Source organism: Pectobacterium versatile (assembly GCF_003932035.1).
Classification (GTDB): domain Bacteria; phylum Pseudomonadota; class Gammaproteobacteria; order Enterobacterales; family Enterobacteriaceae; genus Pectobacterium; species Pectobacterium versatile.
Window position 1 is genome coordinate 1,001,652 of record NZ_CP034276.1, and the last position, 21,676, is coordinate 1,023,327.

Annotated in this window: 17 protein-coding genes; 10 read left to right on the forward strand and 7 right to left on the reverse strand. The window is 53.1% G+C overall.

Annotated elements, in window-relative coordinates; all coding sequences use genetic code 11:
* Nucleotides 1–65: 65 nt before the first annotated feature.
* The 8 genes from EIP93_RS04600 to cysM all read left to right on the forward strand — a co-directional run bounded on the left by EIP93_RS04600 (nt 66) and on the right by cysM (nt 10,796).
* Nucleotides 66–2,840 carry a M16 family metallopeptidase gene (locus EIP93_RS04600; protein ID WP_125232346.1) on the forward strand — a complete coding sequence of 925 codons (2,775 nt, stop codon included), beginning with the start codon at nt 66–68 and terminating at the stop codon, nt 2,838–2,840.
* Nucleotides 2,837–4,510 (forward strand): ABC transporter ATP-binding protein/permease, encoded by a 1,674-nt coding sequence (locus EIP93_RS04605; protein WP_125232347.1) that lies wholly within the window; start codon nt 2,837–2,839, stop codon nt 4,508–4,510. Before EIP93_RS04600 ends, EIP93_RS04605 begins: the two co-directional genes overlap by 4 nt.
* Nucleotides 4,511–4,855: 345 nt before the next feature.
* The gene (locus EIP93_RS04610) at nt 4,856–5,467 is read left to right on the forward strand and encodes an RpoE-regulated lipoprotein (protein ID WP_103943521.1); all 612 of its coding nucleotides are present in this window, start codon (nt 4,856–4,858) and stop codon (nt 5,465–5,467) included.
* Nucleotides 5,468–5,635: 168 nt separating this feature from the next.
* A complete protein-coding gene (locus tag EIP93_RS04615) occupies nt 5,636–6,535 on the forward strand; it encodes a Dyp-type peroxidase (protein WP_125232348.1) in 900 nt (299 codons plus the stop codon).
* Nucleotides 6,536–6,963: 428 nt separating this feature from the next.
* On the forward strand, nt 6,964–7,992 hold the full coding sequence (locus EIP93_RS04620) for a sulfate ABC transporter substrate-binding protein (protein WP_039507654.1): 1,029 nt from the start codon (nt 6,964–6,966) through the stop codon (nt 7,990–7,992).
* Nucleotides 7,992–8,846, forward strand: coding sequence for a sulfate/thiosulfate ABC transporter permease CysT (cysT, locus tag EIP93_RS04625; protein ID WP_010301373.1), 855 nt, complete (start codon nt 7,992–7,994; stop codon nt 8,844–8,846). Before EIP93_RS04620 ends, cysT begins: the two co-directional genes overlap by 1 nt.
* Nucleotides 8,846–9,739 carry a sulfate/thiosulfate ABC transporter permease CysW gene (gene cysW, locus EIP93_RS04630; RefSeq protein ID WP_125232349.1) on the forward strand — a complete coding sequence of 298 codons (894 nt, stop codon included), beginning with the start codon at nt 8,846–8,848 and terminating at the stop codon, nt 9,737–9,739. The genes cysT and cysW overlap by 1 nt, the downstream gene beginning before the upstream one ends.
* A gap of 175 nt (nt 9,740–9,914) precedes the next feature.
* Entirely contained in the window at nt 9,915–10,796 is an 882-nt protein-coding gene (cysM, locus tag EIP93_RS04635) for a cysteine synthase CysM (RefSeq protein ID WP_010301380.1), read from the forward strand.
* Nucleotides 10,797–10,832: 36 nt separating this feature from the next.
* On the opposite strand, the gene EIP93_RS04640 is transcribed toward cysM, so the two are convergent.
* Together EIP93_RS04640 and EIP93_RS04645 are read right to left on the reverse strand one after the other, a co-directional pair.
* On the reverse strand, nt 10,833–12,785 hold the full coding sequence (locus tag EIP93_RS04640) for a MacB family efflux pump subunit (protein ID WP_125232350.1): 1,953 nt from the start codon (nt 12,783–12,785) through the stop codon (nt 10,833–10,835).
* A 3-nt stretch (nt 12,786–12,788) separates the two neighbouring features.
* Complete coding sequence (locus EIP93_RS04645) at nt 12,789–13,988, reverse strand: efflux RND transporter periplasmic adaptor subunit (RefSeq protein WP_125232351.1); 1,200 nt, start codon at nt 13,986–13,988, stop codon at nt 12,789–12,791.
* 446 nt (nt 13,989–14,434) lie between these two features.
* Between EIP93_RS04645 and EIP93_RS04650 the strand changes: the two genes are divergently transcribed.
* Both EIP93_RS04650 and EIP93_RS04655 read left to right on the forward strand, forming a co-directional pair.
* Nucleotides 14,435–15,115: a response regulator transcription factor gene (locus tag EIP93_RS04650; protein ID WP_103861318.1), complete on the forward strand. Its 681-nt coding sequence runs from the start codon at nt 14,435–14,437 to the stop codon at nt 15,113–15,115.
* The gene (locus tag EIP93_RS04655) at nt 15,115–16,482 is read left to right on the forward strand and encodes an ATP-binding protein (RefSeq protein ID WP_103861317.1); all 1,368 of its coding nucleotides are present in this window, start codon (nt 15,115–15,117) and stop codon (nt 16,480–16,482) included. Before EIP93_RS04650 ends, EIP93_RS04655 begins: the two co-directional genes overlap by 1 nt.
* A gap of 65 nt (nt 16,483–16,547) precedes the next feature.
* Here EIP93_RS04655 and crr read toward each other — a convergent pair whose 3' ends face one another.
* From crr to cysZ, 5 genes are all read right to left on the reverse strand, one after another.
* Nucleotides 16,548–17,057: a PTS glucose transporter subunit IIA gene (gene crr, locus EIP93_RS04660; protein WP_010301392.1), complete on the reverse strand. Its 510-nt coding sequence runs from the start codon at nt 17,055–17,057 to the stop codon at nt 16,548–16,550.
* Nucleotides 17,058–17,205: 148 nt separating this feature from the next.
* Nucleotides 17,206–18,933 carry a phosphoenolpyruvate-protein phosphotransferase PtsI gene (gene ptsI, locus EIP93_RS04665; protein ID WP_103943532.1) on the reverse strand — a complete coding sequence of 576 codons (1,728 nt, stop codon included), beginning with the start codon at nt 18,931–18,933 and terminating at the stop codon, nt 17,206–17,208.
* A gap of 45 nt (nt 18,934–18,978) precedes the next feature.
* The gene (gene ptsH / locus EIP93_RS04670) at nt 18,979–19,236 is read right to left on the reverse strand and encodes a phosphocarrier protein Hpr (protein WP_005971891.1); all 258 of its coding nucleotides are present in this window, start codon (nt 19,234–19,236) and stop codon (nt 18,979–18,981) included.
* Nucleotides 19,237–19,690: 454 nt separating this feature from the next.
* A complete protein-coding gene (gene cysK / locus EIP93_RS04675; protein ID WP_103861315.1) occupies nt 19,691–20,659 on the reverse strand; it encodes a cysteine synthase A in 969 nt (322 codons plus the stop codon).
* A 162-nt stretch (nt 20,660–20,821) separates the two neighbouring features.
* A complete protein-coding gene (gene cysZ / locus EIP93_RS04680) occupies nt 20,822–21,652 on the reverse strand; it encodes a sulfate transporter CysZ (protein WP_103861314.1) in 831 nt (276 codons plus the stop codon).
* Nucleotides 21,653–21,676: the final 24 nt, after the last annotated feature.

Consider the following 21,676-nt stretch of genomic DNA (forward strand, 5'->3'; position numbering starts at 1 on the left):
TTGCATTTCGCATATATGCGCTAAGAAATTGCCTCTCAGGCAAAAATAAAAACGAAAAGGTTGTTATGAACTGGAAGAAATGTTGCTGGTTATCGCTAACGGCTGTCGGCCTGTTAGCGGGTAGTCTGGTGAGCCAGGCTGAAGAAGTGAAAAGCCCATTGCCGGTCATTAAAGAAGGGACGCTGGCGAATGGATTTCGCTACACTCTCGTGCCGCTGGAAGGGCAGAAGTCGCGGATAGATGTTCGCCTGATTGTTGATGTCGGTTCGATTGATGAGAAGGACAACGAATCCGGTGTGGCGCATATCGTGGAACATATGGTGTTCCGCGCCAGCGAGGCGTTTCCTCAAGGCGTAAGTACCGAATTGCACAAGCAGGGATGGGTACGCGGTCAGAGCTATAACGCTGTGACCAACTACGAGCGCACCATGTACATGATGAGCCCGCCGAAAGGGAATCGTGATCTGGGCACGACGTTGCAGGCGCTGAGCCAGATGACGAGCCATGCGAAACTGCTGCAAAGCGATCTCGATGATGAGCGCAAAATTATTCTGGAAGAGTGGCGTGGCAAGCTGGGCGTAGCGGAACGCATGAACCAGCAGCGCGTACAGGCGATTCGCCATGACTCTCGTTATCCTTCCCGCCCGACGATTGGCACGGAAGCGTCGATTAACGACACGCCAGCCAGCGTACTGCAAGATTTCTATCAACGCTGGTATCACCCGTCGAATATGCGTTTGATGATCATTGGTGATATCACGCCTGCGGATGCAGAACGCGAAATTCAACGCTATTTTGCACCGCTGCCAAATGTCGCTGTGCCAGCCCGTGATTACTACGAGCCGCTACTGAAACCGAGACTCAACGTTGCGCGTTTGCAGGATAGCCAAAGCGGCAGCAGCCAGGTGTCATTTGTCTACCGTTTCAATGACAAGGACACATTCGGTCAGTCTGACTACTATCACCGTGTGCTGACGCAAATCACGATGTCTGCGGTAGGGCGTCAGGTTCGCCGTCAGCAAGCGGAGCTGCCGCAAGACGCCAGTAGTCTGGTGGTGCGTAAATCGGATATCGGTAAAACAACGGCAGCGCTGGGCTTCTTCGCGAATGTGATGCCGGGTGGTCATGACGCTGCGATGTCTGCTGTGCTGAAAGAAATTGAGCGGTTTAAACGCTATCCGTTAAACGAGCAGGACATCACGGAGATCAAATCCAACATTCGTGAAGCGGCACAGCGTATGAGCGATGCGCCTGAAAAACGTGAGTTTGCAGACTGGGTTCAACTGTTGACCATCTCATGGCAGCAGGATCGCCCTTATGTTGGTAGCCAGCAGCGCGGTAAAGACGCACTGGACATCTTGAACACGATCACGGCAGAGGACGTGAACCGCCATTGGCAACGTTGGTTAGCGTCACCTGATACGTTGGTTCAGTTTAGCGTGCCGGGCGCGACGCCTTTCACCTTGCCTAAACCGGATGCGATTCGTAAGTTGCAGGCACAGTGGGCAGCAGCGACGCTGGCACCGCTGCAAGTAGAAAAAGAGAAAGTCATCCCTGAATTGCCTGCCGTAACGCAAAGTGGGAAACGCACGGCGGTGAAGACCTTTGCCGCGCAGAAGGTAGAGCAGTGGCAGTTGAGCAATGGTGACCGCGTGGTATGGCTGCGTGCGCCAGAAGCGGGTAAAAAAGTCTACCTGACGGCAGTGAGCGACGCGGGATATTTGTCCACGTCGACCAACCCGTGGCAGGTACAGCTGGCAAGCCAACTGGTAAACCAAAGCGGGCCTGCAACATGGAACGGTGAAGCGCTTAATAACTGGAAAAAGGAAAAGACGCTGTCGCTGGGTATTGCTCAGGAAGCCGATCAACTCACTGTGAACGGAAGTGCGCCAACAGAGCAGTTGGCAAGTCTGCTGGGGCTATACCGTGAGCTGAATGTGGCTCCGGGTATCGACCCTGACGTGATGAAAGAAAGCATGATGGGTCTGGCGCGTCAAAAAGCCAATGACGATCAATCTGTTTCAGGAGAACGAGCCAGTGACATTGCCAAACTGCGTTTCGGTGAGCCAGCCTGGCAGCAACCTGAAATTGCGGAGCTGAAGCAAATTTCAGCGCCGGCGCTGCTTTCACAGTGGCATAAAGCGGTGTTTGCCCCGGTAACCTACTACCTCGTGGCTGATATGCCTGCTGCACAGATTTTGCCGCAGGTTGAACGCTATTTAGCGACGATCCCGCGTCAGCCTGCTGGCGAGGTGAAATCACATCTGGCTCTGCCGGGTAAACGTGAAGCGACATCGGCTATCAGTATTGAACCGCGTGCCGATATCCGCGCCTGGAGCTTCACACCACATGCGTGGACACCACAGGCCGCGGTGCAGGTGAGCGTTGCCCGTAATCTAGCGAATAAATATCTCAAAACCAGCCTGCGTGATGATGCGTTAGGCATTTATCGCATGCGTGTCGATAGCGAACTGGAAGATAAAAGACAGCGTATTGAGACAGAAGTGAGCTTCACCAGCGCGCCTGAACGTGCGCAGGAACTGTGGAAACTGGCTGAGAAAGCCTTTGCTGAACTGCCGAAAAATATCACTCAGCAGGATGTAGAAGATCAGAAAGCACAGTTCATTCGTGCGGAAAAAGGGCGTCAGGGCGATCTCATGACGATACAGCGTCGTCTGCTTCTGAGTTACCGCCATTATGACGATCCGCGTTATCTGACTAGCGTAGCCAAACTGGCCGACAGCATCACGCTGGAAGAGGTACGGGCGATGTCGGCGAAGCTGTATAACCCAGATAACCGCGTGCTTTACATCACCTTGCCGCAAGAGGTGAAAGAGTGAAAAAGATGGCGGCACAGTTTGCCGATCTCTGCCGCCCCTTTTGGGGCGGTAAGCGAAGCTGGCAGGCATGGGGGCTTCTGCTGGCTGCGGTGTCGATGGGATGGATGATTGTCTATCTCAACGTGTTGTTAAACGAATGGAGTAAAACGTTTTATGACGCGTTAGGGGAATTCGACAGTGGCCTGCTATTTTCACTGATGAAGACCTATGCCCTTTATATCCTGATCTATGTCGGGGTATTCGCGCATCAGGACTGGTTTACCAGTTGGCTGGTTCTTCGCTGGCGTACCGCGTTAACGGAACAGCTGGTGGATAGCTGGATGGCGAAGCGGGCATTTTACCGCATGTCGGTTGCTGGCAAGATCGATAACCCCGATCAGCGTATCGCCGAGGATATCAGCTTATTTGTTGATAAAACGGTCAGCCTGACGGTGTCATTTTTAGTTGTGACGGTACAGCTCTTTTCTTTCACTGTTATTTTGTGGGAGCTGTCGGGTGTTCAGCGATTTACCCTGTTTGGCGAAGAGTGGGTAATTAAAGGTTATCTGGTCTGGGTTGCTATTCTCTATACGCTCTTGGGCAGCCTGATTACGCATGTGATCGGTAAGCGTCTACATGGTATCAATTATGATAAACAGCGTGCGGAAGCGGATTTCCGTGCGTCTTTGTTACGTAAGCACGATAACGCGGAGCAAATTGCGTTGTACGGTGGTGAACAGCAGGAAAAAAACCACCTCAAGCGTAATTTTACGTCCATCGTCACCCATTATTGGCGGTTGATGAACGCCGAACGTAATCTGGTTTTCTTCACTTCTGGCTATATGCGCGTCAGCCAGATTGTCCCCATTTTTGCTGCACTTCCCGCTTTCCTCAGTAAAACGGTGACGCTGGGGGGGCTGATGCAGATTCGCGGGGCGTTTGGTCAGATACACATTGCGTTGAGTTGGTTTATTCGGATGTATAAGGAACTGATGATTCTTTCCGCCAGTATGGCGCGTCTTAGTCAGTTCAAAGAAGAAATCAAACGTCATCAGTCTGAACAGGCCGATGCACCAGTCGGTCAGGATTTACGTATCGAGCAACTCTCTTTCACCACGCCGCAGGGTGCTCCGCTGCTGCAAAAGGTGGATCTGAGCTGTGAAGCGGGTAGCTGGAGTAAGTTTTCTGGCCGCAGCGGGTTGGGGAAATCCACTCTGCTGCGTACGTTAAGCGGCCTGTGGCCGTATTACGATGGCCGCTGGCAGTCGCTTGAAGGTCGCAGCTTGCTGTTACCGCAGCAAAGCTATCTGGGGCAGGGGACGTTGGCAGAGATCCTCTGCTATCCGCATCCGCCGCTGGCTGACAGTGAGATGCTGCGTCAGACGCTCGATAGCGTCGGGCTGGGCGCGTGGCGCGATCGTCTGGATGAGCAATTGAACTGGGATCGGGTGTTCTCCGGTGGCGAGCGGCAGCGTGTTGCTTTTGCCCGCGCGCTGATTGCTAAACCCGATACGCTTTATCTGGATGAAGCAACGAGCAATCTGGATCATGACGCCGCCAGACAGCTTTTGGCGCTGATCAAGCTGGCGTTACCTGCGTGTACCGTGGTGGCGATTACGCACCAGACGGAGCTGGACGATCTGTTCACGCACCGTTATGACTTAACGGATTTTGCCTCACAGCGCAGTTGATGTTGTTCGCAGGCCTTCCTAGTGTCGGGAGGCCTCAGACTGTTGATAAACCTATTCGACGAATGAAAACGGGAGTAACGGAATAGAAGAGTAAAGCGTTTGCGCCATGGATGGCGCAAGCCGAGCGCACAGGGACGTGTTTACAGCGACTTTACGATCTATCCGTTACCCCCGCACTCTGCGGCCTTTGTCTGTCGTTCTGGTAGGTTTCTCGTCCCATGCCCCCTATAATCTTCCGCAGGATTATCCCGTCTTTACGGCACTTTTCGTCGCTCGCAGACTCCAATCCCCATCTTACTAGGGGGGCTGATGACGAAAGCCGTTCAATCTTGAGGAGTACATGCCATGAATTTTCGCCCGCTGGGTTTATCGCTGGTGCTGGGTTTACCGCTGTTGCTGACCGGATGCAGCACGCTTTCCAATTTCTCCTGGTCCAGCCTGTCGCCGTTTAACTGGTTCGGCAGCTCGCTGGAGGTTACCGATGCAGGTGTCGGTGGCATCAATGCCGGTACGCCGCTGTCCGAAGGGGCGCTACAGAGCGCACTGGATGGTAATTATCAACTGCGTAGCGGAATGGGTACGTCCAACGGTCAACTGGTTGCGTTTTATCAGGCGCTGGATGGCAAAGACGTGAAGATGATCATCAGTGGCCAGCCGAAGGGTAGCGTGCGCAAAGTTGAGGTCATGGATCCGGCGATTGGCAGCGCAGGTGGCGTGAAAATAGGGGATGCTTTTAGCAATACCTACAGTAAAGCGTTTGAATCCTGCCAGTTAGGGCAAGGTGATGATGCGCAGAGCGTGGAATGTGCTGCGCCACAAAGTACGCATATTAGCTACGTTTATTCCGGCGAGTGGAGCGGCCCGGAAGGCTTGATGCCGCCCGATGATATCCTGAAAACCTGGAAAGTGAGCAAGATCGTGTGGCACGCGCAGGCGCGCAATACATCCGTTTTATAAAAGGACATCTTTACATCAAAGACGAATTTGTCTTCACGCAAGGTAAAAGTCAGGCGGCTTCCGGTATGATAGCGGCACCGCCTGATATTTTTTCGGCGGTCGTATGCGCCATAACTATCGTAGTAAACCATAACAACAAAGAAAAAACTGACGCTTGAGGAAGCAGAAATGACACCAATTCAAAGCGGTATTTTATTGGAACACCGCCGTTTTGCCATTTTTATGGAAGCGATGATTCAGGGAGAGTTTGATGCTATCCGGCAGGGATGCAAAAAATTCTGTCAGACGTTACAAGAGTTACAGCAGCAGTATCCCGATGCGGGATTAGGCGCAGTGCTGGCATTTGGCAGCGATGTCTGGCGCGATCTGGACTGTAATCATAGTGCGGCGGAGCTGAAGCCGTTCACACCGCTGGGTAAAGGGCTTGCTCCTGCCACGCAGCGTGATGTGTTGATCCACATTCAATCGCTTCGCCATGATGTTAATTTCACGCTGGCACAGGCGGCACTGACCGCATTTGGTGGCGCGATTCGTATCGAAGAAGAGACGCACGGTTTCCGCTGGGTGGAAGATCGCGATTTAAGCGGCTTTGTCGACGGCACGGAAAATCCGCAGGGCGATGCGCGTCACGCTGTGGCGATTATCCCAGAAGGCCAGCCGGATGCGGGCGGCAGCTACGTGTTTACTCAACGTTGGGAGCACAATCTGAAGCAGTTGCAGCGTTTTAGCGTGGAGCAGCAAGAGCAAATGATTGGCCGCACCAAGCAGGACAATGAAGAACTGTCTTCCGATGAGCGCCCTGAGACCTCGCATCTCAGTCGTGTGGATTTAAAGGAAGACGGCAAAGGGCTGAAAATCCTGCGTCAGAGCCTGCCTTATGGCACCGCTAGCGGGAAGAATGGGCTTTACTTTGTCGCCTACTGCGCGCACCTGCATAATATTGAGCAGCAGTTGCTGAGCATGTTCGGCGATCGTGACGGCAAACGTGATGACATGCTGCGTTTTACGCGTGCCGTCAGCGGCAGCTACTTCTTCGCGCCTTCTCTTGAGAAGCTTTTGTCGCTGTAAGATCTGACTCGTTTTCCTGATGCCTGCACTTGTGCAGGCATCAATTCTCCAGCTTTCAATTTTCCGCTCCCTGCATTGGGCTATCTGGCCGCGCCTTTCCTTTTTCACCCTACTTTTTCTTCTCGTCTCGCTCGTTTCGGGGTTATGTCCTTTAGCGCTTAAAAATCCCGAAATGTTATATATAAAGGTTATATGTTAACCGTCACTTCCCCCTACACTGATTTGCGCTATACCCGTCATACTTCAAGCTGCTTGGGCGTTGGCTGCCCTTACTCACCCCAGTCACTTACCTGAGTAAGCTCCTGGGGATTCGCTCGGTTGCCGCCTGCATGCAACTCGAATTATTTAGGGTATATACAAAAACGGCTATGTAAACGGCCCCTATAACAAGGCCTACCGAATAGGCTCTAACTCTGGCAGGACATAAGATGAATCAAGTACAGGTGAAAGGCTGGCTGGTGAAAGGTTCTCTGGCGCTGTCATTGCTGCTGGGCGGGCAGAGCATGGCCTCTGCTACCGAGCTGCTGAACAGCTCTTATGATGTATCGCGTGAGCTATTTGTTGCGCTCAATCCCGGCTTTGAAAAACAGTGGCTGTCTCAGCATCCTAACGATCCGCTGACGATCAAACAGTCGCATGCCGGTTCGTCTAAACAGGCGTTGGCTATCCTGCAAGGCCTTAAGGCCGATGTCGTGACCTATAATCAGGTGACGGACGTTCAGATCCTGCACGATCGTGGGCAGTTGATTCCGGCTGATTGGCAGGCGCGTTTACCGAATAACAGTTCTCCGTTCTACTCCACCATGGCGTTTCTGGTTCGCAAGGGCAATCCTAAAGGGATTCACGACTGGAACGATCTGGTGCGTGATGACGTTAAGCTGATTTTCCCGAATCCGAAAACCTCCGGCAATGCCCGTTATACCTACCTTGCGGCCTGGGGCGCGACCAGTAAAGCCAACGGTGGCGATGAGGCCAAAACGCGCGAGTGGGTAAAGCGTTTTCTGGCGAACGTCGAGGTATTTGATACCGGCGGCCGTGGCGCAACCACCACGTTTGTGGAACGCCAGTTGGGCGATGTGCTGATTAGCTTTGAATCCGAGGTGAATAATATTCGCAACCAGTACGGCGCTGAGAACTACGAGGTGATCGTCCCGAAGGTCAACGTGCTGGCTGAATTCCCCGTGGCGTGGATCGATAAAAATGTCGAGAAGAACGGCACGGAGCAGGCGGCAAAAGCCTATCTGAATTATCTGTATAGCCCAGAGGCGCAGAAGGTGATCACCGATTTTTACTACCGTGTGAATAACCCTGAATTGACGCAAACGCTGAAATCCCGCTTCCCAGAGACCACCTTATTCCGAGTGGAAGATCAGTTTGGGGCGTGGCCACAGGTGATGAAAACCCACTTCGACACCGGTGGTGAACTGGATAAATTGCTGGCGGCTGGTCGTCAGTAATGTCTTTGGGGTCGGGTCACTTCTTTTCTGGTTCAGGTAAACGGGTGCTGCCGGGATTCGCGCTGAGTCTGGGTAGTAGCCTGCTGTTCGTCTGTCTGATTCTGCTGCTGCCCTTAAGTGCGTTGGTCATGCAACTCTCAGAAATGAGTCTGGCGCAGTACTGGACGGTAATCTCCAATCCGCAGGTGGTGGCCGCCTACAAAGTCACGCTCTTGGCGGCAGGACTGGCGACGGTATTTAATGCCGGATTCGGTCTGTTAATGGCGTGGATTCTGACGCGCTATCGTTTTCCCGGTCGAGCCCTGCTGGATGGGTTGATGGACTTGCCCTTTGCGCTCCCCACTGCCGTGGCGGGGCTGACGCTGGCCGCGCTGTTTTCAACGACTGGCTGGTACGGCGCATGGCTGGCAGAGTACGGCATTAAGGTGTCGTATACCTGGCTGGGGATTACGGTCGCGATGGCGTTCACCAGCATTCCTTTTGTGGTGCGTACCGTCCAACCCGTGTTGGAAGATCTGGGGCCGGAATACGAAGAGGCGGCACAAACGCTGGGTGCGAATCGCTGGCAGTGTTTTCGCTATGTCATCTTACCGGAGTTAACGCCAGCGCTACTAACGGGCACCGCGCTGTCGTTTGCCCGCAGTCTGGGCGAGTTTGGCGCGGTTATCTTTATTGCGGGGAATATTGCCTGGCAAACGGAAGTCGTTTCGCTGATGATTTTTATCCGTTTGCAGGAGTTTGATTTCCCTGCTGCCAGCGCGATTGCCTCCGTCGTGTTAGCCGCGTCCTTATTGATACTGTTTGCCGTCAACGTGCTGCAAAGCCGTTTTGGCCAACGGACCCGGAGCGTGTAATGGCAGAGATACCGACTGTGACGCCGCAGCGTCAATCTCATCCGGTGCGGCAGGAACGTAACTGGGCGAGAGCGGCGTTGATTGCGCTGGGCGTGATATTATCGCTCATCATGCTGGTCATCCCCTTGGTGTCAATTTTTGCCGCTGCGCTGTCGCATGGGCTGGGGGGCGTCTGGCGTAACCTGAGCGATCCTGACATGCTGCATGCCATTGGCCTCACGCTGCTGGTGGTCGCGATTGTCGTACCGGTGAATCTGGTGTTTGGCACGCTGCTGGCGTGGCTGGTCACGCGCTTTCAGTTTCCGGGTCGGCAACTGCTGCTCACGCTGATCGACATTCCTTTTGCTGTTTCTCCTGTGGTGGCGGGTTTGCTGTATCTGCTCTTTTACAGCACCAACGGCCCGGTTGGCGGCTGGCTGGATGAGCAGGGGATACAGCTGATGTTTGCCTGGCCGGGCATTGTGCTGGTGACGATATTCGTGACCTGTCCGTTTATGGTCAGGGAGCTGGTTCCAGTGATGATGAGTCAGGGCAGTCAGGAAGAAGAAGCGGCGGTGTTGCTCGGTGCGTCAGGCTGGCAGGTGTTCTATCGGGTGACGCTACCGAATATTCGCTGGGCGCTGCTGTATGGCGTGGTGCTGACCAATGCCCGGGCGATTGGCGAGTTTGGCGCTGTGTCTGTGGTGTCAGGTGCGATTCGTGGTGAAACCTACACGCTGCCGCTACAGGTCGAATTGTTGCATCAGGATTATAATAGCGTGGGGGCGTTTACCGCGGCGGCGTTGTTAACCGTGATGGCGATACTGACGCTGTTCATCAAAAGCGCTTTGCAGTGGCGTGTAAAACGGCAAATGGCGCAAGGGCGGGAACGGAATCCGCCTGAAAAGCAGTAAATTGAGATTGCTGGCAAAGTCAGATTTTAGGGGAAAAACAGGGATGAGGTTCCCGTCGGGAGACCTCGCCCTGTGGTAGCCCCGCGTATCTCGAATTAACCGTCATGGGTTTGTCAGCAACGTTAATTTTATCGTTCACTCCGTAAGTGAGTGAGGTTTTTTTAGGACTCAACTTGTGACAACGCTTGAGCATTGTATTGGTAATACCCCGCTGGTGAAATTGCAGCGCATAACACAGGGGCTGAACAGTGAAATCTGGCTGAAGCTGGAAGGGAATAACCCCGCCGGATCGGTAAAAGATCGGGCCGCGCTCTCTATGATTCAGCAGGCGGAGAATCGCGGTGACATCGCCCCCGGTGACCGGCTCATTGAGGCGACCAGCGGGAACACCGGCATTGCGTTGGCGATGATTGCGGCGGTAAAAGGCTACCGGCTGCGTCTGCTGATGCCGGACAACATGAGCTATGAACGCCAGACCGCGATGCGCGCGTATGGCGCGGAGCTGGTGTTGGTGAATCGCAAGCTGGGGATGGAAGGGGCGCGGGATCGGGCGAAACAGATGGTGCTGGCGGGAGAAGGGAAAACGCTCGATCAGTTCAATAACCCAGATAATTCGCTGGCACACTTTCTGACTACTGGCCCAGAAATCTGGCAGCAGACGGCGGGAAAGTTGACTCATTTTATTTCCAGTATGGGAACGACCGGCACCATTTCTGGCGTCAGCCGTTATCTGAAACAGCAGAACCCGGCAATTTGTACGGTGGGATTACAACCTGCGGAAGGGAGCCACATTCCCGGTATTCGCCGCTGGACGCCAGACTATATGCCAGGGATTTTTCGTGCCGATCTGGTCGATCGCATTCTGGATATGACGCAGGTGGACGCCGAGAATACGCTACGACAGTTGGCGCGTCAGGAAGGCATCTTTTGTGGTGTCAGTTCCGGCGGTGCGGTAGCTGGTGCGTTGCGGATTGCGGCAGAAAACCCCGGCAGCGTCATTGTGGCAATCGCCTGCGATCGCGGTGACCGCTATCTGTCCACCGGGGTATTTGACTAACGTTACTCGTCATACTTCGAGTTGCATGTGCGTTGGCTATTCCCGCTCCAGTGCATGAATCGGTTCCATCCGTGCGGCACGACGGGCGGGGAAAAAGCCGAAGATAATACCGATCAGGCTGGAGCACAGGAACGCGGCAATAATCGAGGAGCTGGAATACATCATCGCGAAATTGCTGCTGAACTGTGCGAACAGTACGCCGATAGCCAGCGACAGCGCCACGCCGATGATGCCGCCGAACAGGCAAACCAGCACCGCTTCGATAAGAAACTGCTGCATGATATCGCTGGTGCGTGCGCCAACCGCCATGCGAACGCCGATCTCTCGGGTTCGCTCGGTGACGGATACCAGCATGATGTTCATCACGCCAATACCGCCGACCAGCAGCGAAATCAGCGCGATCATCGACACCAGCAGCGTGAGCGTGGTGGTGGTTTTCTCGATCATCTGCCGAATGCTGTCCGTGTTCATGATAAAGAAATCTTTCGTACCGTGCCGCTGCGTCAGCAGTGCAGTGATGCTTTTCTCGGCGACGTTCATATCAATATTGTCTTTCACCCGCACCGTGATGCTTTTCAGGTAGGACTGCCCGACCATGCGCTTCATCACCGTCGTGTACGGCACCCACACGTTCAGGTTTTCATCGCTGCCGAAGCCGCCCTGATTCTTGCTGACGACGCCGATAATCCTTACGGGCAGCGAGCCCAGCAGAATCACTTGCCCAATGGGATCTTCGCCGTGGGGAAAGAGCTTATCGCGCGTGTTTTTGTCAATCACTGCGTCCTGCTTCAGTTCATCAACGCTGCTGCGAGGGAAAAGCACGCCGCGTTGCAGAGTGTAGCCACGCACGGTGAAGAACTGCTCACCAACCCCGGAAATGCTGGCGGAAACGGCAATATTGCCGTAGCGCATCGTTACGCTGGTTGAGATCGAAGGCGTAACGCTATGCACGTAGGGCTGCTGCGTTAGCGGCTGAATATCGCTGGCTCGCAGCGTTTGGATGGCGCTGGCATCCATGTCGCCGAAGTCTTTGCCGGGGAAAATTTCCAGCGTGCTGGTGCCCATCGAGTTGATGTCGGCCAGCACTTGCTCCTGTGAGCCTTTTCCCAGCGCGACGACCGAGACGACAGACGCAATGCCGATGATGATGCCGAGCATGGTCAGAAAGGTGCGCATCCGCTGGGCGTTCATCGCCAGCAGCGCCATTTTAAACGCGTCGATAAAGCGATCTTTGAACTGATTCAGGGCGGACGTCGCTGGAGAGCTGGCGGCTTGCGGTGGCGGCTCGGTGGCCTCTTCGGGGCGCGTTTGCCGATCGGCAATCACTTCGCCATCGCGCAGTTCGATGATGCGCTGAGCGTGTTCGGCAATCGCCATATCGTGGGTCACGATCACGACAGTATTACCTTGTCTGTGCAGATCGCGAAGTATGCTCAGAACTTCGTTGCCGCTGTGGGTGTCCAGCGCACCAGTTGGTTCATCCGCCAGAATGATGCCACCGCCGTTCATCAGCGCCCGCGCGATACTCACGCGCTGCTGCTGGCCGCCAGAAAGTTGGCTAGGCCGATAGTGGAGACGATTTTCCAGTCCTAGCCGAGTTAGCAGCTCTGCTGCCCGTTGACGGCGTGCCAGCCGACTCTTTCCTGCATAAATGGCCGGAACTTCAACATTTCCCTGTGCGCTGAGGTCGCCGAGCAGATGATAGCGCTGGAAAATAAAGCCGAAATGCTCGCGGCGCAGTTCCGCGAGCTGGTCGTTGTCCAGTTTGCCAACGGCGCGTCCTGCCACCTGATAATCACCGGAGGACGGTTTATCCAGACAGCCGAGAATATTCATCAGCGTGGATTTTCCCGACCCGGACGCACCGACAATCGCCACCATCTCTCCCTGATTGATGGTCAGGTTGATGTCCTTGAGGACGGTGACGTCCTGTTCGCCGTTGGAAAAGCGGCGGGTAATGCCGGTTAGTTTAAGTAAGGATGTGGACATGTGTTACATCCCCATCGGCGGGCCGGGATGCGTAGACGCGGCATCACCGGACGATGGGCTGACAACAACCTGTTCCCCAACGCTGAGCCCCGAACGGATCTGAGTGCGCACGTTATCATTGAGACCGAGCGTGACTAGACGCGATTCGATCTTCTTGTTCGCATTCACGACCTGCACGTACCACATGCCATCGCGTGAGGTTAACGCCGTCGCTGGAACGACAATGGCATTTTTCACCGAAGACAGCAGAATATACACCTGTGCCGTCATGGAAATGCGCAATACGCCGTCAGGGTTCTTCACATCGAACAGGCCGTTGTAATAGATCGCGGTGCTGGATGATGAACTGGTGCTGCTGCTCGAACTGGATGACGTTGTGGTCGAGTCCGTGTTGATAGAGTCTGGCGCGGGTTCAATCGAGCTCAGCGTGGCTTCGTAACGGTTATTCGGTTCGCCCAGAATACTGAACCATACGGGCATGCCGGTTTTTACCTTGACGACGTCGGCTTCTGAGATTTTCACCTTGATGGTCATGGTGTCCAGATTGGCGACTTTGGCAATGGTCGGCGTCGTCTGGATCGCGTTGACCGTTTGGCCAGCCTCAACGGGAATCGCGACTACCGTGCCATCCATCGGTGAACGAATCTGGGTGTATCCCAGATTAACCTTGGCGGTGTTGACGGTGATCTGCGCCTGAACGATTTGGGCGTCTAACGCGTCGATATTGGCTCTGGTGGCGTCGAGTGTCGCCTTCGCACTATCGTAGTCGGCCTGTGCGCCAACGCCACGTTTCATCAACATTTGCTGACGCTGCCAGCTTAATTCGTTATTACGCAATTCGGCCAATTTGGCTGCTCGCTGCGCCTGAATATTTTTTAACGCCGCTTCACCGTTTTTTAGCGTGTCCTGCTGGGTGAGGTCATCAATCTCGGCGATCAATTGCCCCTTTTTCACCTTATCGCCTAGTTCGACGTGCAGCGCTTTGATTTGCCCTGAGGCCTGTGCACCGACGCTGACCAGCTTCTGTGCCTCAATTTTTCCGTCAGCAAGCACCGTTTGTTCGAGATCCGCAATCTCGGCGGCGGCGGTAAGCGTATTGGGCGTAGGCGATGGCTTGTTGAAAAATAGATGTAGAAGCACGGCAGCGGCGATAAGACCAAGTGCGATCGTCGTACGGCGTCGTGTAAAAAATCGTGATTGCATCAGGGAAAGTCGTCCTTAATTCATGCATCTGTATCCGTCATACTTCAAGTTGCAGGTGCGTTGGCTGCGCTCAATCACCCGAATCACTTACCTGAGTAAGCTCATCGGGATTAAATGAGAGACATCCTGTCTCTCACCGAAGGCCAGCCGTTGGCTGGTCAAATTCGTTCCCGACGAATTTGTCCCTCGCTTGCCGCCTGCCTGGAACTCGAATTATTTAGGGTATCAACGGGAATAAATAACGTAGGTGAGTAATTTACCCCGAGTCCGTAAAGGTAGCGGTAATCTTTGCTGAAAGAAATGGTAAGGATTAAGTAAATCTGGCTGCGAATATTCACGCGAGGCCTGAGAATACATCATCTATACCTATCATACTTCAAGCTGCATGTGCGTTTCCTTCCCGCAACTCGAATACGTAGGGTATACCCGATTAATGAGGACAGGATATGAATATTTTACTGGTCGATGACGACGTAGAGCTGGGCGATATGCTCTGTGAGTATCTGAATGCGGAAGGGTTTTCGACCTCGCGGGTGCTGACGGGCAAAGAGGGCGTCGATGGCGCGACGTCGGGGGATTACACCGCGATGATTCTGGATGTCATGCTGCCCGATATGAGCGGGATTGACGTGCTGCGTCAGATCAGAAAAACCCAGCAGTTGCCCGTCATTATGCTGACGGCGAGAGGCGACAATATCGACAGAGTTATCGGTCTGGAAATGGGCGCGGATGACTATATGCCCAAACCTTGTTACCCGCGTGAGCTGGTGGCGAGACTACGTGCGGTGCTACGCCGCTATGACGATCAGCCGAATACAAAACGGGACGAGAGCCTGGCGGCCAGCGGCGATCTAGTCTTGAACCCTGCAACGCGCATCAGCGAATGGCGAGGGAAGCCGTTTGATCTGACGGCCTCTGAGTTTAATTTGCTGGAGCTGCTGCTGCGTTTCCCCGAGCGGGTGGTGTCAAAGGATGAGCTGTCCGAAAAATGTCTGGGGCGTCGCCGTGAGGCTTATGACCGCAGCGTGGACGTACACATCAGCAATATCCGTCAGAAGCTCGGAGCCTTGCCGGGCAGCAGCATGACGATTGAAACCGTGCGCAGCGTGGGATACCGGATTCGCTGATGATGATTCGTGGACGACTTTTCTGGAAGATCTTGCTCGGTTTTTGGCTGACGTTTCTCGTCATGTCCCAACTGCTGTGGCTGGCTTTTTCTTTTTACGGCGAGCGGCATAAGCCGCTGGAAGAAATCGTGGTGTCGCGCATTGCGACGATGCAAACGGAGATGGTGGCTGCGGCGCTGCAACATGGCGGCTTGGGCGAACTGAACGATGTGATGTCGCTGCTGCCGCAGCAAGAGCAGCAATACATTTCCGTCACGGAATCGCCGTTGCCGCTGTCCGATCAGGAGTTAGTTTCCGCTCCGCAGAACGTGTTGCTCGATGAGGCTTTTGCGCCGGATAAACGTGGCGCGCCGCGTGCCACGCATATAATCAAGCAGGTCAGCGGCCCTGCCGGAAAGTGGTATCAGATTCGTTATGACGCCGAGCTGCTGCGCAGCGAATTTCGTCCTCCTCGTCCGGTCGAGTTTCTCAACGTGCCTGTGCCGTTTGTGATCATTGCGGGGTTTGGTGGCCTGTTGTTCAGCTCGGTATTGGCATGGAGTCTGGCACGTCCGCTAAGTCAGATCCGCGCGGGGTTTGATCAGGTTGCGCAGGGCGATCTGAACGTGCGACTGCTGCCAGTGATGCATAAACGTCATGATGAAATCAGCGATGTCGCGCGTGATTTCGATTCAATGGTCGAACGGCTGGACAGTCTAGCCAGCGCGCGTGAACAACTGCTTCATGATGTCTCGCACGAGCTGCGCTCTCCGCTGGCGCGTTTGCAGCTCGCTATCGGGTTGATAAGGCAGAACCCGGACAATATAGAGAGCTCCTTGCAGCGAATAGAGCGTGAAGCCTTGCTGATGGATAAGATGATTGGCGAACTGCTGACGCTATCGCGCACGGAGCATTCCGGCATTGAGGAAGCCTATTTCGATCTACTGGGGCTGGTGACGGCGGTGGTCAACGATACGCGCTATGAAGCGCAGGTCACCGGCGTTGAAATCCTGCTGGCAGCAGATGAAGACGAAGACTACACGATTAAAGGCAACGCAGAGCTGATGCGCAGGGCGGTCGATAATGTGATGCGCAATGCGCTACGCTTTTCAGCACCTGAACAGCAGGTTTCCGTGTCACTCATTGGCAATGAACATGAGTGGATGATTCAGGTCGCCGATCAGGGGCCTGGCGTGGAGAAAAGTAAGCTCTCCAGTATCTTCGATCCTTTCATTCGTGTTGATTCGCCGCTATCTGGCAAAGGCTATGGGCTAGGGCTGGCGATTACCCGTAAAGTCGTGCTAGCGCACGGCGGGCATATTGAGGCAGATAATGGTGAAGAGTGCGGATTAGTGATTCGCCTGTGCGTGCCGCGCTGGAAAGCTTGAAACGAAAACGGCACCATCCGGGTGCCGTTTCGTGCAAACGTAGTAAACCATCCGTAGAAGGCGGCTTACTTTTTGATACGGATAACCGGCGTTTCACCGACAACAACCGTACCACTCAGTTTGGTCAATTCCTTGATTTCATCCATGTTGGAAATAACCACTGGTGTCAGAGTAGACTTCGCTTTTTCTTCCAGCAGAGCCAGGTCAAACTCAATAATGAGATCGCCTTTCTTCACTCGCTGGCCTTCTTCGGCGATGCGCTTGAAGCCTTCGCCTTTCAATTCAACGGTATCAATACCAAAGTGCACAAACAGCTCAATGCCGCTGTCAGACTCGATGGAAAACGCATGGTTGGTTTCAAAAATCTTACCGATGGTGCCGTCTACCGGTGCGACAATCTTGTTGCCAGTTGGCTTGATGGCAATACCGTCACCGACGATTTTCTCTGCGAATACGACATCAGGAACGTCTTCAATATTGACGATTTCACCGGACAGCGGGGCAATAATTTCGATGCTGCCAGTGTCTTTTTTGTCGTCAGAAACCAGAGACTTCAATTTATCGAACAAACCCATGATTCTCTCCTAAGCATTAATATTGGGCCAGCGTATACCCTAATCTTTCAAGTTGGTGTGGCATTGGTTTTCTTCGCTACCCCGACTGCGAATCTATCGCCTGTCGGGGTGCTGATTGCCACCTTGAAACCTATTAGGTAAAGCAGAATCAGCAGAGCGTTTTTTCTTTAATAAAGCGGCTCACCAGATTGCTTAACTCTTGTGCTGTCGGTTGAGCGAGTGCTTGCTCCGCCAGCGCCTTCGCATCTTCGTAATTCGCATTACGGATGATTTTCTTGATGCTCGGGATAGAGATTGCACTCATGCTGAATTCGTCCAGACCCATTCCCAATAACAGTAGTGTAGCACGTTCGTCACCGGCGAGCTCACCACACATCCCTGTCCATTTGCCTTCGGCATGAGACGCGTCAATAACCTGTTTAATCAGGGTCAGGACTGCGGGGGACATCGGATTATAGAGATGAGAAATCAGCTCATTACCGCGATCAACTGCCAGAGTATACTGGGTTAAGTCATTTGTCCCAATACTAAAGAAGTCGACTTCTTTGGCTAAATGTGACGCGATGGCGGCAGCGGCAGGTGTTTCAACCATCACGCCGACTTCAATGCTTTCGTCGAAGGCTTTACCTTCTTCTCTCAGCTGTGCTTTCAGCATCTCCAGTTCGGCTTTCAGCTCACGTACTTCTTCCACGGAAATAATCATCGGGAACATGATACGCAGCTTGCCAAATTTTGATGCGCGCAGAATGGCACGCAGCTGAGCATGCAGGATTTCTTTACGATCCAGACAGATACGGATAGCACGCCAGCCAAGGAACGGGTTCTCTTCCTTCGGCAGATTCATGTATGGCAGATCTTTGTCGCCACCGATATCCATGGTACGGACGATAACGGCCTGAGCGCCAACGGCTTCGGCAACAGCCTTATACGCCTGGAACTGCTCTTCTTCGGTAGGCAGTGAGTCACGATCCATGAACAGGAATTCGGTACGATACAGGCCGACACCTTCTGCGCCGTTACGCTCAGCACCCGCGACATCACGCACGGTACCGATGTTGGCACAGACTTCAACCTGATGACCATCCAACGTGATGGCCGGCAGATCTTTCAGCTTAGCCAGCTCATACTTTTCAGCGTGGTATTGCTGCTGAACCGCTTTTAATTCTTCAATTTTATCCGCGGTCGGATTCTGATAAATCTGGTTGTTTACGGCATCCAGAATCAGATAGTCGCCGTTTTTGACCTGCTGGGTCACATTTGTCGTGCCGACGATCGCAGGCAGTTCCAGCGAACGGGCCATAATGGACGTGTGAGATGTGCGGCCACCGAGGTCGGTGATGAAGCCCAGCACTTTGTCCAGATTCAGCTGCGCGGTTTCTGACGGTGTCAGGTCCGTTGCGACCAGAATGACTTCATCCTGAATATCGCCCAGATCGACGATGGTCATATTGAGAATGTTGCGTAGCAAACGCTTCCCGATATCACGCATGTCCGCGGCGCGTTCTTTCAGATATTCATCATCAAGCTCTTCCAGTGCTTTAGCCTGGTTTTCGATGACGGAAAATGCAGCTGCGTCGGCGGAAGCATGCTCATCTTTAATCAGGGCTATGATTTCCTGCTCGAACTCTTCATCTTCCAGCAACATGATGTGGCCTTCGAAGATGGCTTCTTTCTCTGCGCCCAGCGTCTCGCCCGCTTTCTTCTTGATAGCTTCCAACTGTACGGATGCTTTGGAACGGCCAGTCAGAAAACGTTCAATTTCCTGCTCCACCTGATCCGCAGAGATTTTCTTCCGGTTGATGAGAATTTCATCTTCTTTCAGTAACAGTGCCTTACCAAAAGCAATACCCGGTGATACTAATATGCCTGAAATCATAACCCTACCTTACTCGATTCTGGTGTTCACTAAAAAACTCGTCGTTTACTCGAGCTCAGCCATCAGCTTGACCAGGTGTTCAACCGCTTTTTGTTCGTCTTCGCCTTCCGCAGCGATAGTAACCACAGTTCCTTGTGTTAAGCCGAGTGTTTGTAATTTGAACAGGCTCTTAGCGCTAGCGCTCTTGCCGTTAGACGTCACTGTGATTTCAGAGGTGAAGCCTTTGGCTTCTTTGACGAACTGAGCAGCAGGACGAGTGTGCAGGCCATTTGGTGCGGTGATAGTCACTTCTTGCTGGAACATGCTTTTTTCCCCAACTTATGGATTAGATTAATGTTGTGGAACTAAAGTTTAGCTGATTCACTGAACTTTAGCCTGTTTGGTTAGCTCCTGATTTATGTTACAGGGGCAGGCCACGATGCGACAAGAAAACCGTCAAACGTATTTCCTGAATAAAATACCATCAAATACCGCAGATTCCGTCACCCATTATCTTAACCTCAGTCGCAAAACGGCGATGTGGGCTATCGTGCGCAGGAAAAAAGCGGTCATGCGCAGGAAAAACATAATGTGATGAGGCGTGGTACTTGTCGGATATTAATTTCACGCATCAAAATAATTGTTCGGTTAAATACTAAACCTGATGTAGAAAAGCAATCCATATGTGGTAGAAAGTTTGAACTGTGCCACAAAAAAGCACCTAAATAGGTGCTTTTTTAACACATTGGTCACTTGTTGTTCGAGTGTGACCGGGTGGTTATTGTTGCAGTTCCTGCTCGGTGAACAGGTCGGCAAAGAGTGCTGTGCTGAGGTAGCGTTCGCCGGAAGAAGGCAGAATAACGACGATAGTTTTATCTTCAAATTCTTTTTCTTTGAGCAAGTTCAGCGCTGCGGCAACGGCTGCACCGGAAGAAATACCGGCCAGAATGCCTTCTTCTTCCATCAAACGGCGCGCGGTGCTGATCGCTTCTTCGTTCGTCACTTTCTCTACACGGTCAATCAGTTTCAGGTCCAGGTTACCTGGAATGAAACCCGCGCCGATGCCCTGAATCTTGTGCGGGCCCGGTTTCAGCTCTTGGCCTGCCAACGCCTGAGTGATCACGGGTGAATCGGTAGGTTCAACCGCCACGCTGATGATGGCCTTGCCTTTGGTGTTCTTGATGTAGCGGCTGACGCCCGTCAGCGTACCGCCAGTACCGACGCCAGAGATAAAGACATCAACCTGACCGTCGGTATCTTCCCAAATTTCAGGGCCGGTGGTTTTCTCGTGAATTTCTGGGTTAGCGGGGTTGCTGAACTGTTGTAGCAGCAGATAACGCTGCGGATCGCTGGCTACAATCTCTTCTGCTTTGGCGATGGCACCTTTCATGCCTTTTGCGCCTTCGGTCAGCACCAGGTTCGCACCCAGCGCTTTCAGCAGCTTGCGACGCTCAATGCTCATGGTTTCCGGCATGGTGAGCGTGAGTTTGTAACCGCGAGCTGCAGCGACATAGGCCAGGGCAATCCCTGTGTTTCCGCTGGTAGGTTCAACCAACTCAATGCCTGGTTTTAGAACGCCGCGTTTTTCTGCATCCCAAATCAGGTTGGAGCCGATACGGCATTTTACGCTGAAGCTGGGGTTGCGGGATTCCACTTTAGCCAGAATGCGTCCGTTGCCGATACGGTTCAGGCGAACCAGCGGCGTATGGCCGATTGTGAAAGAATTGTCTTCGTAGATCTTGCTCATAGCCTGTCCTTATAACTGTATGAAATTTTTGCGAACGTAGAGAGAATACCCGTTCACACTTTTCAGTGAAGTAAAGAATTGCTATATCGTTATGTTCTTAAGAAATATCTTTTCATTACAATAGAAAGCACCGGCTGTTATCAGCCAGTGCTTGCGGTCTTTTTATGGCGATTTTTTCGGCAGGGTTGCTGACAGATCGCGATAACGATCCACCCACAGCTGCGTTGCACCACATACCGCGACGGGCATGATGACCAGATTCAAAAAAGGCACCAGCGTAAAAAGGCTGACCAATGCGCCAAACTGCATATTGGCGACTTTATGGCGGCGTAATGCCTGCCGCATCGTGGCAAATCCCACTTTGTGGTTATCAAAAGGATAATCGCAATATTGAATCGCCAGCATCCACGCGCTGAACAGGAACCACAGTACCGGAGCGACAGTTTGTCCAATACCTGGAATGAAATAGAGAAGCAGTAGCACAATCGCGCGTGGCAGGTAATACGCCAGTTTTTGGACTTCACGTTTCATAATGCGCGGGACGTCTTTAGCGATGCCGAGTATACCGCTGTCCGGCAACGTTTGGCCGGTGAGTTTTGCTTCCAATTGCTCCGCCAACAAGCCGTTAAACGGTGCGGCGATAAAATTGGCTATCGTGCTAAATAGGTAGCTGAATACCAGCAAAATGGAGAGCACGGCAAGTGGCCAAATGAGGTAGCTGAGCCATTGCAGCCAGCTCGGAATGTGGCTCATGATCTGCGGAATCCAGTCATTCAACTGGGTGAAAAGCCACCAGAAAGCCCCGCCCATCAGTACGATGTTCATCAGTAAGGGCAGAATAACGAAACGTCGGATACCCGGCAGTGAGATCAGGCGCCATCCAGCAAGAAAATAGTGTATACCGCTGCGAATCTGGCCTGCGGTATTGCCGTAAGACGATTTTTCGGAAGATGATGGTTTTTCTGAAGACATAGTGCCGATAGACTCAGTCATTTGTTTGTTGAGGCATCATATCGG